Here is a 14,252-nt window from a genome sequence, read left to right on the forward strand (position 1 = left end):
ATATCAAAGCATCAATCGAAAGATTGGTGCTTTTTTTTTTGAAAAAGATTCTAAGTTGCTAAGATACTAAGGTTCTAAGTTTTCTATGTTGTGTCAGGCTGAGCGGAGTCGAAGCCCTTTCCGGTTAAGATAAATTATCTAATTGCCACATTATCTAATTTTTAAATTTTTCAGGAGCAGAAATTTCCGGTTTCTTCAAGACCAGACTTTCCTGCCATCCGCTATATCTTTTCCTGGCTAAAGAAGCCAGAAAAAGGATACCGCTTCTGTCAGGGCTAGCCAGAGATTTAGTTTTTATAATTTAAAAAAGGTTCAAAGAGGCAAAGCTGCAAAGGGGTAAAGGAAATACTTTTAATCTAAAATGAGCATATTAGAAGTGTAAAACAAAAAAATCAGCATAAATCCGTTTAAATCCGTGTCATCCGCGTACCATTATCTAATTGCCGCATTTCCTAATTATCAAATTATCTAATTGACACATTTTCTAATTACCAAATTAACCCTATTTTTGCAGACATGATAAAATGGATAACAAAACTGTTTTCATCACCACAAAAAGAAGAGAACATAGACAATATGAAACCGGAGGTTCACGAACACCCAAAAAACAATATTAAAAGCGTGAGTAAAAAATATTTAATCGTAGGACTTGGTAATATTGGTGCCGAATACGTAAATACAAGACATAATATAGGATTCAAAGTCCTGGATTTTTTGGCTAGAAAAGAAGGGCTTTCATTCGAAACCGTAAAGCTTGGTGCTTTAGCCGAATATAAGTTTAAAGGAAGAAGCTTTTTTCTTTTAAAACCAAACACATACATGAATTTAAGCGGTAAAGCCGTTAAATACTGGATGGACAAAGAAAACATTCCGTTAGAGAATATTTTGGTTATTACAGATGATTTAAACCTTTCATTCGGAACCATCAGAATCAAACCAAAAGGAAGCGACGGAGGTCATAACGGACTTAAAAATATCAATTTGGTTTTGAATACACAGCAATACACACGTTTTAGATTTGGTATCAGCGATCAGTTCAAAAAAGGGCAGCAAGTCGATTACGTTTTAGGAGATTGGGATGAAGAAGAAAAAGCAAAATTACCGGAACGTTTAGAAGTCGCTTCAGAAATTATTAAATCTTTTGGAACGGCCGGATTAGAAAATACAATGACAACTTTTAACGGAAAATAAAGATTTACAGGTATTTAAGTTTTAAAAAAATAAATTATCAATTAATTAAATTCAATAATAACGAAATACTATTTTCTATTCCAAAGTTAAATGTTTAAATTTGGAATAAATTATTATAAACCATAAAATCCTAATATCATGGCTTTTGAATTACCACAATTACCTTATGCATATGATGCATTAGAACCACATATCGATGCTCGTACAATGGAAATCCATTATACAAAACACCACAATGCATATACAACAAATCTAAACGCTGCAATTGCAGGAACAGATTTAGAAGGAAAAACAATTGAAAATATCTTAATTAACTTAGATAAATCAAACGCAGCAGTTCGTAACAATGGTGGAGGTTTCTACAACCACAATTTATTCTGGACTGTAATGTCTCCAAACGGTGGTGGATTACCAACAGGTGATTTATTAGCTGCAATCGAAGCTTCTTTTGGAACTTTTGATGAGTTTAAAGCAAAATTTGCTAAAGCTGGTGCAACACAATTCGGTTCAGGATGGGCTTGGTTAACAGTACAAAAAGGTGGTAAACTAGAAGTTGTAGGTACTCCAAATCAGGATAATCCATTAATGCCAGAAGTTGCTGGTAACGGTGGTACTCCAATCTTAGGAATGGATGTTTGGGAGCATGCTTACTATTTAAACTACCAAAACAGAAGACCAGATTATATTGAAGCTTTCTTCAGTGTAATTAACTGGACAGAAGTTGCTAGAAGATTTGCTTTAGATAAGTAAGAAGAAAATAGAAGAAAGAGTAAAGAAAAAAGACGAATAGCCTAACGGTTATTCGTCTTTTTTTTGCTTTATTTTTTTTATCAACTTGTATTCTATAGTCTTTCTTCTGCACTCTTGCTTCTTTTTCAGTCGAGACTTTACTCCAATAAAAAAGGCGGAATCTCTTCCGCCTTTTTTGCCCCAAATCTACCATAAACTTAACCTACTAATGTTATGGTTCAGTAAATGTATGGCAGGTATTTCTATGAAAAAAACTTTTCAGACGAATGGTAAATATATCCGATTAATGGAATGTAATTTCTTATTTGGTGCTATAATTTCTTGTGGTAGAAATACTTGACTTTATTCCAATAAAAAAGGTGGAATCACTTCCACCCTTTTTGCCCCAAATCTACCATAAACTTAACCTACTAATGTTATGGTCTTCCAAAAGTATTGTAGCTTTTCAATTTTACCAAACAAACAGGATGAACGGCAAAAAAAACCGATGAAATGCACAAATTAACCTTTTGTTAATATATTTTTAATAAGCTCTAGCGTCTTTTCCTTCGTAAAAATTCATAAAAGCTCTGTTTACAACACGATTTCCACCAGGAGTAGGGTAGTCACCTGTAAAGTACCAATCACCTAAATTTTTAGGACATGCTACGTGTAAATCTTCTACTTTTTGGAAAATAATTTTTACTTCGGCATTGATTTCCGGAGAGCTCAACATTTCTGCAATTTTATCTGAAACTTCTTCAGGAGTAAACTGGTCGTAGATAGCTGTAACATAATTTACTACATCGGTATCAACGTAGTTTTCCTGAGCTTTACATTTAGCATAAACTTCGTCTACGATATGATACAAATTTCTTTCTTTTAATAAAGCCAAAGCTGCTCTAAAAGCAACAAGACCTTCAAGCTTCGCCATATCAATTCCGTAACAATCAGGGTAACGAATTTGTGGTGCCGATGAAACGATAACGATACGCTTAGGTTTTAAACGATCCATCATTTTAATGATACTCATTTTAAGTGTAGTACCACGAACAATACTATCGTCGATAATAACCAGATTGTCAGTTGGTTTAATTACTCCATAAGTAACATCGTAAACGTGAGCAACTAAATCGTCACGGCTGCTGTCTTCGGTAATGAAGGTTCTAAGTTTAGCATCTTTAATAGCAACTTTCTCAGTACGAATTTTTACAGCTAATAATTCCTGTAAAGTTTCAGTTGTAAGTGTATTTCTATTAGCTAAAATATAATTGTTTTTTCTCTGATTTAAGAAATCCTGAGCAGCTTCAACTAAACCATAAAATGAAGTTTCGGCTGTATTTGGGATATAAGAGAAAACAGTGTTATCAGTGTCACTATCAATTGATTCAAGAACCGCAGGAAGAATTAATTTTCCTAAGTTTTTACGCTCTTGATAGATTTCAGCATCACTTCCTCTAGAGAAATAAATTCTTTCAAAAGAACAAGCTTTCTTAACAGTTGGTTCTAAGATTTGTTCCATAGAAACCTTTCCGCTTTTCTTGATAATCAAAGCGTTTCCTGGTTCGATTTCCTGAACACTTTCAAAAGGTACATTAAATACAGTTTGAATAACAGGTCTTTCAGAAGCTACAACGACAACTTCGTCATCCTGATAGAAATAAGCCGGACGAATTCCTGCAGGATCTCTAAAAACAAATGCGTCTCCATGACCTAATAATCCTGCCATTGCGTAACCACCATCAAGATTTTTTGCTGAACGGGCTAATATTTTTGCAATATCCAATCGGTCTGCAATTACCGGAGAAGCTTCTCTTTTAGAATAACCTTCTTGTTTGCAGTCCTGGTAAAGTTGCATTACCTCTTTGTCTAAGAAGTGACCAATTTTTTCCATTACGGTAACAGTGTCGGCCATTTCTTTTGGATGTTGTCCAAGCTCAACTAAGTTTTCGAAAAGCTCTTTAACATTCGTCATGTTAAAGTTACCAGCCAAAATTAAATTACGGTGCATCCAGTTACTTTGACGTAAAAATGGATGTACGCTTTCGATGCTGTTTTTTCCGAAAGTCCCGTAACGAACGTGTCCTAAAAATAATTCTCCTATATAAGGAATGTTTGCTTTTTGTTTAGCAACATCATTTGCGTATTCAGGATGTGAAGTCATCTCTTCGTTGATACGCTCATTGATTTGTTTAAAAACGTCTTGTATAGGTTGTGCGTGATTTGAACGAACTCTGCTGATATAACGTTCTCCAGGTTCAACATCTAATTTAATGCTGGCAAAACCTGCTCCGTCTTGTCCACGGTTGTGTTGCTTCTCCATCATTAGATACATTTTTTGTATCCCGTAAAAAGCAGTTCCGTATTTTTCTTTGTAATATTCAAGCGGTTTAAGAAGTCTAACTAAGGCTATACCACATTCGTGTTTTAAAGCGTCGCTCATTGTGTTTTGTATTTTGTGTTGTTGTAAGTTGTGTGTATTAACGTAATAAAAAAGCCCCGTTATTATCCGAGGCTTTTGGGCATTATATTTCTATGTCAAACTGAGTTAACGACTTAAATTGTTGTAATCGAATCGCTACTTCTGCTTTGCTTAATGTTTCCATCCTTTCAGTTCCAAATTTCTCCACACAAAATGAAGCTAAATTCGAACCGTAAATAATTGCATTTTTCATGTTATTAAAAGAGATGTTTTCGCTTTGTGCAATGAATCCTGAAAAACCACCTGCAAAAGTGTCTCCTGCTCCTGTTGGATCAAAAACATCTTCTAATGGTAAAGCTGGTGCAAAAAACACTTCTCTATTGTGGAATAAAAGTGCTCCATGTTCTCCTTTTTTGATCACCACATATTTTGGTCCCAATTCCTGGATTTTGTTAGCCGCTTTTACTAATGAATATTCTCCAGAAAGTTGTCTTGCTTCTTCGTCATTGATTGTAATAACGTCTACACGTTTAATTACGTCTAATAATTCAGGTAAAGCGCAATCCATCCAAAAGTTCATTGTATCTAAAACAACTAATTTTGGTTTCTTTTCCATTTGATCTAAAACGCTGCTTTGTACTAAAGGATGTAAGTTTCCTAGCATCACAACATCAGCATCTTTATAGTTTTGAGGAACTTTTGGTTGAAAGTCAGCCAAAACATTTAGTTCAGTTACAAGAGTGTCTCTAGAGTTTAGATCGTTGTGGTATAAACCGCTCCAGAAAAAGGTTTTTCCGCCTTTTACAATTTCGATACCAGAGATATCAATATTTTTTGAAGTTAAAAGATCTAAATGTTCTTGAGGAAAATCGTCACCAACTACAGAAACAATGGCCGATTGTAAGTTAAAAAATGACGCTGATAAACCAATGTACGTTGCAGCACCACCTAATATTTTATCTGTTTTTCCGAAAGGAGTTTCAATCGCGTCGAAAGCAACTGTTCCAACAATCAATAATTTATTCATTTTATGAATTTCGAATTAGGGTGCAAAGATACTTCATAAGTTGCAATATTGCAACGGTTTAAGTTCTCAAAATTTTCATAAAAAAATAATATCGTTTTCGGGGTTAAAACTATTGTAAATGAGAGAATTATACTTCAATATTTGAAGAGATTAAAATATGTTTTCCGGATTTAAAATGCAAGGTTTATTTTCAAAAAAAGCTTTGAATCTTTTTGTTAGATTTGTTTAAATATCAAATCTGATTTATGAAGAAAATTTCTATTGCATTAATATTGTTTTGTTTTTTTATTTCATGTGAAAAGGAAAAGCCTAATTTTTCTGAAGGAATGATTGCTGTATTGGCTGATCGTGGAGAAGTTCAGGATGGTGGATTAGTAAGATTACCACCTCCACCGGTAACATTTTTAGCTTTGTTTATTAAGACTGATAGTAATGAGATTCTTTTAACAAGTAGTGATTATTTACTTGATATTTACAAACAGTCATATTCTAATGCATTTCAATCTTTCAAATCTTTTTTAAATGCGGTTTTGAATGATGGCCTTATTATTATAGAAAAAAAGGTGTTTAAACACGTAAATTATCCCAAGCGGTTTAAATTAAATTCAAAAATAGAAAAGGAATATTCAGATTTAGGATTTGATAAGTTTCTAAAAAAATATTCAAAAGAAACGGACTCAAAGAAATTGGCTATTAATCGAGCAAATATAAAAGACGGTGAATACTTAACTATAACATACATTTTGTTTAAAAACAGATATGATATCAGTTCTGATTGTTATTTAGGAATCGATTATATTACGAAAAGAGAAGATTCATTCAAATAAAATTTTACAACTCATACTTCTTGTCAAAATAATTCTTCAATAATCCAATTTGAATCAAAATCATGAATGGAACGATTAAAAGAGCGTACAATATATTTTTAGAAAAATGAATTCCGGAAAATAGAGCAGAAGCTTTATCTGAATATGTTTTGGCTATTTCAAAATTAGAAATATCATTATTTGAATAAATAGCATAAGCAGTTAAAGCAACTAAACTTATACCAATAAATATCCATGTTGATTTAGAAATTAAAGGTTTGTATGCTTTTATTTTTCTTTCTTCGGCCGCTAAAACCTGAGACATTATTTTTGAAGTAAAGTCAATAGATGGCGACTCCAAAGTGTTTTCGGCCATCATTTTATCAATAAGGTTTTCTATATTTTTATCGCTCTCTTTCATAACACGCTACTATTTCTGGTTCTAATTGCTTTTTCAAAATTACAGCTAATTTTTGTCGGCTTCTAAACAATTTTACTTTTACATTGTTTGCTGTAATGCTCATTATTTTTCCAATTTCTTCTAAACTCTGATCTTCAAAATAAAATAAAGTGAGCAAGAAATTCTCATCACTCGGTAATAAATTTAGACAATTCTGAATCGTTTGCTTTCGTTCTTTATCTTCTAAAGCGCTTAAAGCAGTGTCCATTGTTTTAATCAAATGTGACGAAAATTCGTCTATTGATATATTAAGGTTTTCTTTTTTATTTTTCTTTAAACAATCTAAACAACTATTATAAGCTATTTTATAAATCCAGGTAGAAAATTTTGAATCGCCTTTAAACTTGCCCAACGAATTGTAAACTTTGATAAAAGTATCTTGTGCAACTTCTTCAGCTTCTTCTCTGTTTTTAATCATTTTTAGAGCCAATGAAAAGATCATATCCTTATAACGGTCTACCAGCACGGCAAACGCATTGGTTTCTCCCTGCAAAATTTTATCGATATAATGTTGATCATTTATTGTACTCATATTATATAGGACGATATGTTTTGTATTTAGGTTACAAGAAAAAGGAAGAAAATTCCAAATTTTTTAAATTCCAAAATTTTAGAAAACTCCAATTTTTTTAAATCCCAAATTCCAATCTATATATAAGTGTAGATCTTTGTCAAAGTTTAAAACTTTGACAAAGATTATGGACGAGATATACAAATCAAAGTTAATTGAAAATCAGTAGTTTTTTTGGAATTTATCCCGAAGTTTTGAGCTTGGGGTTTTCCAAAGCTTTGGAATTTGGAATTTTTTAATTTTTTTTTAATTTTTTTTAAAAAAGCTGTAACCTGAATTTAAAAGCTGTCGTCATATGGAGTATCAATCAATTAATTAAAAAAATATATCATTATGGGAGGACCAGGCATTTTAGTACCAATTAGTATGTTTCTGATGATTTTCGGAATTGTTTATCTAATTTTTTCAACAAGAAACAGAGAGCGTTTAGCGCTTATAGAAAAAGGAGTTGACGCAAGTATTTTTCTTAAAGGAACAGGAAAAGGATTTTCGGCATGGAAAGTATTTGTAGTAAACTTTGCCTTTTTATTGATAGGAAGCGGTGTTGGAATATTTATCGCTTTATTAATCACAACTTACACTTCATTAAATGATGGAGCGGTTTATCCGTCTATTATTTTTATTATGGCCGGAGTAGGTCTTTTGGCTGGATTTAGAACTGCAAAAGATTTAGATAAAGAAGAATAAAAATCTTTTGCATTAGTGTCTTAATAATAACGTATCAGGAAAATAATATTCCTGGTACGTTTTTTTATGATTTTGACCCGATGGTTTCGTAATAAACATCAACAGAAAGATTTTTCTGCATGGATGCCATAACGGCCAATTCGTCGCAACGTTCGTTTTGCGGATGATTGTTGTGACCTTTAATCCATTTAAAATCGACTTGGTGTTTGCGATAGATGATTAAAAAACGTTTCCATAAATCAGGGTTTTTTTTGCCGGTATATCCTTTTTTCTCCCAGCCAAAGACCCATTTTTTTACAACAGAATCAATTACATATTTAGAATCTGAAACAACCAAAACCTTCATGTTTGGTTTTTTTAGTTTTTCAAGACCTACAATTACAGCAAGAAGTTCCATTCTATTATTAGTAGTAAGACGGAAGCCTTCGTAGAATTCTTTTTTATGTGGAGTTCCAACCAATTCCATCACTACGCCATAACCTCCATTTCCGGGATTTCCTTTTGCAGCGCCATCAGTATATATATGTACTTCGTGATTCATTATTTTAGATTGTAGAATTCAGATTTTAGATTTTTTTAAATTTATCTAAAATTGGAATTTGGGATTTAAATTTTGGAATTTTTTAAGTTTAATCTTCTAATAATCTTGAAATAATTTCCGGAAAGTACTTTTGTTCCAGTTCATGAATCTTTTCGGCCACTGTTTCTGCGGTGTCCTGATCTGTTAAGGCTACATTTTTCTGAAAAATGATACCGCCTTCGTCATAATTTTCATTTACAAAATGAATGGAGATTCCGGTTTCTTTCTCTTTATTCTCGACTACAGCTCTGTGTATGTGCATTCCGTACATTCCTTTGCCTCCATAATTAGGTAAAAGTGCCGGATGGATGTTGATTATTTTATTAGGATAATTCTCGATTATATTTTCGGGGAATTTCAATAAAAAACCAGCAAGAACTATCAGATCCGGGTCGATTTCTTGTATTTTTTGTAAGACGTTTCGCTCTAAAAGTTCGCTTTTTGAGAAGATTTCAACTGGAATTTGATGATTTTTTGCTCTTTCGATAACTTTTGCCGAAGCATTATTGGTAAAAACCGAAACGACGTTTGCAATTTTGGTTTTCGCAAAATATTTTATAATGTTTTCAGCATTAGTTCCTGATCCTGAGGCAAAAACAATAATTTTTTTCATAATCGAGTTAAGTTTGAGAATGCAAAAAACGGAATAAAAATCGAAAATAAATAGTATTAAAAAGTCTTTCTTGAAATTAATTTTATAAATTAGTGTTACATTTATAAACTAAATAGTTGTTTTAAAATAAAGTTTTTTATTTTTGCCAACAAATTAAATTCTAAAATTAAAGATTATGTCAGACATTGCATCAAGAGTAAAAGCGATTATCGTAGACAAATTAGGTGTTGACGAAAACGAAGTTGTAACAGAAGCAAGCTTCACTAATGATTTAGGAGCTGACTCATTAGACACTGTTGAGCTTATTATGGAATTCGAAAAAGAATTTGATATTCAAATTCCAGACGATCAAGCAGAAAACATTGCTACTGTTGGTCAAGCTATTTCTTATATCGAAGAAGCTAAAAAATAATAATACCGCACCCGATTTCTAAAAATACCAATTTTTGAAATTCCAAATTCCAAAATTGGAATTTGACTTTTGATCCTTGTAATTTTTAAGAGTCGGGTGTTATTATTTTTTTTAAAATTTTAAATTTCGATTGATTTTCAATCAAAAAGATATATTTATATTGTAATGCCCATGGCTCTTAAGTAAACAATACAGTTAAGAAAGCGTGGGTTTTATTTGTTTAAAGTACAAAATACATATTTATGGCGTTAAAGCGAGTTGTTGTAACAGGATTAGGTGCTCTTACTCCTATCGGGAATAATATCCAGGATTATTGGGAGGCACTTGTGAATGGGGTTAGCGGAGCCGCTCCTATCACGTATTATGATACAGAGAAGCATAAAACGAAATTTGCCTGCGAAGTAAAAAACTTCAACATTGAAGATTACATGGATCGTAAGGAATCTCGTAGATTAGATAAATTCGCTCAATATGCAGTTGCTGCAAGTGATGAAGCTATTAAAGATGCTGGACTTACTAATGATAATGTCGACAAAACAAGAGTTGGTGTTATCTGGGGAGCTGGAATTGGTGGTTTAGAGACTTTTCAAGAAGAAGTTATTTATTATGCTAAAGGAGACGGAACACCAAAATTCAATCCGTTTTTTATCCCTAAAATGATTGCCGATATTGCACCTGCACACATTTCGATGCGTAATGGTTATATGGGACCAAATTATACTACTGTTTCTGCATGTGCATCTTCTGCAAATGCTTTAATTGATGCTTTCAACTACATTCGTTTAGGAATGTGTGATGTTATTGTATCAGGTGGTTCAGAAGCTGCTATTACTATTGCTGGTATGGGAGGTTTTAACTCTATGCACGCTTTATCAACAAGAAACGAAAGTCCGGAAACGGCTTCAAGACCTTTTGATGCAACTAGAGATGGTTTCGTTTTAGGAGAAGGAGCAGGAGCTTTGGTTCTTGAAGAATACGAACATGCAAAAGCCAGAGGAGCAAAAATTTACTGTGAAATTGGCGGAGGCGGAATGTCGTCTGATGCTTACCATTTAACAGCTCCACATCCGGAAGGAATTGGTGTTATTGCAGTAATGAAAAATACATTGAGAGATGCTGGAATGAACCCTGAAGATGTTGATCATATCAATACTCACGGAACTTCTACTCCGCTAGGAGATGTTGCCGAATTAAAAGCAATTAGTGCTGTTTTTGGCGAACATGCAAAAAACATCAATATAAACTCTACAAAATCAATGACAGGACACTTACTTGGTGCTGCCGGAGCTATCGAAGCAATTGCTTCTATTTTAGCAATGCAACACAGTCTTGTTCCTCCAACTATCAATCATACTGTAGTTGACGAGAACATTGATCCATCATTGAATCTTACCTTAAACAAACCTCAAAAAAGAGAGGTAAATGTTGCTATGAGTAACACTTTTGGTTTTGGTGGACACAATGCTTGCGTATTGTTTAAAAAATTAGTTGACTAATTTCTGTATATGAATTTTATCAAAAAAATATTTTCTAAATCCCGTTCTCTAGAAGACGGGATTTTTTTTGACACTATTCAGAAAATACTTGGTTTTGAGCCCGCTACAATCGATTTTTATAAGAAAGCTTTTACGCATCGCTCTTCAAATAAATTAGACGAAGCAGGACATCCAATAAATTACGAACGATTAGAATTTTTAGGAGATGCTATGTTAAGTGCTGTAATAGCAGCACACTTATTTAACAAAGCACCAAATGGCGACGAAGGTTATTTGACCAAGATGAGATCAAAGATTGTGAGTCGCGAACATTTGAATGAATTAGGTAAAGATTTAAACCTGGTTCGTTTTGTAGAAAGCAAAGTGCCAATTCAGCATTTTGGAGAAAATATTCATGGTAATATTTTCGAATCACTTATAGGAGCAATTTATTTAGATAAGGGATATGCATTTTGCGAGAGATTTATTCAAAAAAGAGTAATCACTCCTTATGTTGATATTGCACGTCTTGAGGGAAAAGTAATTAGTTATAAAAGTTTAGTTATCGAATGGTGTCAGAAAGAGAAGAGAGTCTTTCATTATGACATTTTTGAGGATAATGGTATTGATGGTCAACGCTTATTTGGAGTTAAATTAAGTATAGACGATAAAGTAATCGCAAGAGCGCGAGCAACTTCAAAAAAGAAGGCAGAAGAAAAAGCATCACAAAGAGCTTATTTTGCATTTCAAGAAAAAATAGATAAGAAATAACGACAATTTTACCGTAACTTTCTTAAAGCTATAACGTTTTCGTTTATAAATTAACAAAAACATACACCTCATAACTATTGATGCTCCGATAGAAATAGTATATTTACACCTTGATTTTTCATGATATGGCTATTCATAGATTGGATTTAGACGAATTTGACGAAATTGATTATTATTTAATGGCAATTCATACTTCCTTAGAAGATTATAGATTGGCTTATTTTATCAATAAAAACCTTCCGATAAACTTAAGTAAGAGCAAAAACGAGATCCATGCTCAAACTAAAGAAGGCGAGGCAAATTTTTCGAGATTTTATTATTATGATTCCGAGAAAGCTATTTCATGGAATTTAATTCAGAATAAAAATGAAATCATTTCTGTGAGTAAGAATGATTTTCAAGATTTGTTTTCCAATGAGACAAGTGAGGTCTCCACAACAATTCATTTACTTCCTGAATTCAAAAAAGTAGATTTTTTCCTGAAAATAGAAAATAGTGAAGAGACTATTGATTTTTCAGAAATTCAACAACAATTAAATACCATAGAGAGTATTGCAGCTATATATGCTGTAGATACGAACAAAATAAAATCAAAAAACAATCTAATTTTTTAAAAAAAATGTTAACAAACAAGAAAACCAAAATTGTTGCTACACTTGGGCCTGCATGTAGTACGAGAGAGATTATCAAGGATATGATCGATGCAGGTGTTAATGTGTTTAGAGTCAATTTTTCGCATGCAGATTACGAAGGTGTAAAGGATAAAATTAATATTATTAGAGGTCTAAACGAAGAGTTTGGTTACACAACAGCAATCCTTGGAGATTTGCAGGGACCAAAACTTAGAGTTGGTGTAATGGAAGAAGGAACTGTGGTTCATGATGGTGATACTATCACTTTTACAACTGCAGAAGATATTTTAGGAACAGCTCAAAAAGTGTTCATGAAGTATCAAAATTTCCCAAATGACGTTAACCCGGGAGAGCGTATTTTGCTTGATGACGGTAAATTGATTTTCGAAATTCTTTCTACAGATAAAAAAACAGAAGTTGTTGCTAAAGTAATTCAGGGTGGAGAATTAAAATCTAAAAAAGGAGTTAATCTTCCAAACACTAAGATTTCTTTACCGGCTTTAACTGAAAAAGATATTGCAGATGCAATTTTTGCTATTGAGCAAAAAGTAGACTGGATCGCACTTTCGTTTGTAAAAACACCACGCGATTTACAAGATCTACAAGAATTGATCGCTAAACATTCAGAATATAAAATTCCAATCGTTGCTAAAATTGAAATGCCGGAAGCTCTGGAGAACATTGATAAAATTATAGCATATTGCGATGGTCTAATGGTTGCACGTGGAGATTTAGGAGTTGAACTTCCTGCTCACGAAGTACCGTTGGTACAAAAAGATTTGATCAGAAGAGCTAAAACGGCTAGAATTCCTGTTATTGTTGCTACACAAATGATGGAGACAATGATTACTAGTTTAACGCCAACAAGAGCTGAAGTAAACGACGTTGCAAACTCTGTAATGGATGGAGCTGATGCTGTAATGTTGTCTGGAGAAACTGCTACAGGAAATTATCCTGTACAGGTAATTCAAAGAATGACTCAAATTTGTGAGGCTGTTGAGGATTCTGAGTTAATTCATGTTCCACAAAATACTCCACAAATTAAAACAAAACGTTTTATTACTAAAACAGTTTGTCACCAGGCTGCTTTATTAGCAAATGAAATTAAAGCTAAAGCAATTTGTACTTTGACAAATAGTGGATATACAGCTTTTCAAATTTCGGCTTGGAGACCATCTGCACATATTTTAGTATTTACTTCAAACAAAAGAATCTTAACACAATTGAATTTATTATGGGGAGTAAAATCATACTTCTATGATAAAGACGAAAGTACAGATGATACTGTAACTGATGTTAACGAAATTGCAAGAGAAAAAGGATATGTTGTAAAAGGAGATTATTTGATCAACCTTGCAGCAATGCCAATTAAAGATAAAGGAATGGTTAATACCATGAGAGTTTCTGAAATAGAATAGTATTTCTTTTAAATACACAATACAAAAAACCATCAATTTATAATTGGTGGTTTTTTTATGCCCAAAATTTTTAGAATTGGGTTTTAAACAGGCAACATAAATTAGGTGTGAAAATTTAAATTTTGCCTTAAAATTCATTTTCATAAAAAACTAAAAGCCGTTTTCTACTAAAATTCAGCATGCTTTTTTTTAAATTTTACCGTTCATCGACAATTTTACCAAAATTTACCTCTTCTATTTTTGATTTTTCTGACATAAAACTAAAAATCTAACTTCCTAATTAAATGATTTTTGCATGTTTCATTTTATAAAATGAAACATCATGAAGCAAAAAAAAACGTTTTTAACGTTTCATTTTATAAAATGAAACAATGTCAAGCCCTATAAATACGATTGTTAACTTTTTTATTAGCTAATTTTGAGAAACTTAAGAAAAAGTTAAGAAAATTCCTGTTTCA

15 protein-coding genes are annotated in these 14,252 nt (G+C 32.5%); 9 read left to right on the top strand and 6 right to left on the bottom strand.

Annotated features, from left to right (window positions below; genetic code table 11):
- The first annotated feature begins 516 nt into the window (after window positions 1-516).
- Window positions 517-1,191 (top strand): aminoacyl-tRNA hydrolase, encoded by a 675-nt coding sequence (pth, locus tag LPB88_RS07250; protein WP_230714067.1) that lies wholly within the window; start codon window positions 517-519, stop codon window positions 1,189-1,191.
- A 138-nt stretch (window positions 1,192-1,329) separates the two neighbouring features.
- Window positions 1,330-1,941, top strand: a complete 612-nt coding sequence (locus LPB88_RS07255; protein ID WP_089350163.1) for a superoxide dismutase — start codon at window positions 1,330-1,332, stop codon at window positions 1,939-1,941.
- A 523-nt stretch (window positions 1,942-2,464) separates the two neighbouring features.
- Here LPB88_RS07255 and LPB88_RS07260 read toward each other — a convergent pair.
- Both LPB88_RS07260 and LPB88_RS07265 read right to left on the bottom strand, forming a co-directional pair.
- Entirely contained in the window at window positions 2,465-4,363 is a 1,899-nt protein-coding gene (locus tag LPB88_RS07260; protein WP_230714069.1) for an amidophosphoribosyltransferase, read from the bottom strand.
- 82 nt (window positions 4,364-4,445) lie between these two features.
- Window positions 4,446-5,369 carry a PfkB family carbohydrate kinase gene (locus LPB88_RS07265; RefSeq protein WP_140503744.1) on the bottom strand — a complete coding sequence of 308 codons (924 nt, stop codon included), beginning with the start codon at window positions 5,367-5,369 and terminating at the stop codon, window positions 4,446-4,448.
- Window positions 5,370-5,614: 245 nt separating this feature from the next.
- On the opposite strand from LPB88_RS07265, the gene LPB88_RS07270 reads away from it, so the two are divergent.
- Entirely contained in the window at window positions 5,615-6,196 is a 582-nt protein-coding gene (locus LPB88_RS07270; protein ID WP_230714071.1) for a hypothetical protein, read from the top strand.
- Window positions 6,197-6,200: 4 nt separating this feature from the next.
- Here LPB88_RS07270 and LPB88_RS07275 read toward each other — a convergent pair whose 3' ends face one another.
- Both LPB88_RS07275 and LPB88_RS07280 read right to left on the bottom strand, forming a co-directional pair.
- Window positions 6,201-6,596, bottom strand: coding sequence for a hypothetical protein (locus LPB88_RS07275; RefSeq protein ID WP_230714073.1), 396 nt, complete (start codon window positions 6,594-6,596; stop codon window positions 6,201-6,203).
- Entirely contained in the window at window positions 6,580-7,167 is a 588-nt protein-coding gene (locus LPB88_RS07280; protein ID WP_230714074.1) for an RNA polymerase sigma factor, read from the bottom strand. Before LPB88_RS07280 ends, LPB88_RS07275 begins: the two co-directional genes overlap by 17 nt.
- A 372-nt stretch (window positions 7,168-7,539) precedes the next feature.
- Here LPB88_RS07280 and LPB88_RS07285 point away from each other — a divergent pair, with 372 nt between their 5' ends.
- Window positions 7,540-7,893 (top strand): DUF6249 domain-containing protein, encoded by a 354-nt coding sequence (locus LPB88_RS07285; RefSeq protein WP_230714076.1) that lies wholly within the window; start codon window positions 7,540-7,542, stop codon window positions 7,891-7,893.
- 64 nt (window positions 7,894-7,957) lie between these two features.
- On the opposite strand, the gene rnhA is transcribed toward LPB88_RS07285, so the two are convergent.
- Both rnhA and purN read right to left on the bottom strand, forming a co-directional pair.
- Window positions 7,958-8,434: a ribonuclease HI gene (gene rnhA / locus LPB88_RS07290; RefSeq protein ID WP_230714078.1), complete on the bottom strand. Its 477-nt coding sequence runs from the start codon at window positions 8,432-8,434 to the stop codon at window positions 7,958-7,960.
- Window positions 8,435-8,522: 88 nt separating this feature from the next.
- The gene (gene purN, locus LPB88_RS07295; protein ID WP_230714080.1) at window positions 8,523-9,086 is read right to left on the bottom strand and encodes a phosphoribosylglycinamide formyltransferase; all 564 of its coding nucleotides are present in this window, start codon (window positions 9,084-9,086) and stop codon (window positions 8,523-8,525) included.
- Between the two features lie 175 nt (window positions 9,087-9,261).
- On the opposite strand from purN, the gene LPB88_RS07300 reads away from it, so the two are divergent.
- The 5 genes from LPB88_RS07300 (at window position 9,262) to pyk (ending at window position 13,794) form a co-directional block, all read left to right on the top strand.
- Window positions 9,262-9,498 carry an acyl carrier protein gene (locus LPB88_RS07300; protein WP_007137004.1) on the top strand — a complete coding sequence of 79 codons (237 nt, stop codon included), beginning with the start codon at window positions 9,262-9,264 and terminating at the stop codon, window positions 9,496-9,498.
- 242 nt (window positions 9,499-9,740) lie between these two features.
- A complete protein-coding gene (gene fabF, locus LPB88_RS07305) occupies window positions 9,741-10,994 on the top strand; it encodes a beta-ketoacyl-ACP synthase II (RefSeq protein ID WP_230714081.1) in 1,254 nt (417 codons plus the stop codon).
- 9 nt (window positions 10,995-11,003) lie between these two features.
- Window positions 11,004-11,744: a ribonuclease III gene (rnc, locus tag LPB88_RS07310; protein ID WP_230714084.1), complete on the top strand. Its 741-nt coding sequence runs from the start codon at window positions 11,004-11,006 to the stop codon at window positions 11,742-11,744.
- 125 nt (window positions 11,745-11,869) lie between these two features.
- A complete protein-coding gene (locus LPB88_RS07315) occupies window positions 11,870-12,358 on the top strand; it encodes an IPExxxVDY family protein (protein ID WP_089350153.1) in 489 nt (162 codons plus the stop codon).
- 5 nt (window positions 12,359-12,363) lie between these two features.
- A complete protein-coding gene (gene pyk / locus LPB88_RS07320; protein ID WP_230714086.1) occupies window positions 12,364-13,794 on the top strand; it encodes a pyruvate kinase in 1,431 nt (476 codons plus the stop codon).
- The last annotated feature ends 458 nt before the right edge of the window (window positions 13,795-14,252 follow it).

This window comes from Flavobacterium sp. JAS (genome assembly GCF_020991455.1).
GTDB lineage: Bacteria > Bacteroidota > Bacteroidia > Flavobacteriales > Flavobacteriaceae > Flavobacterium.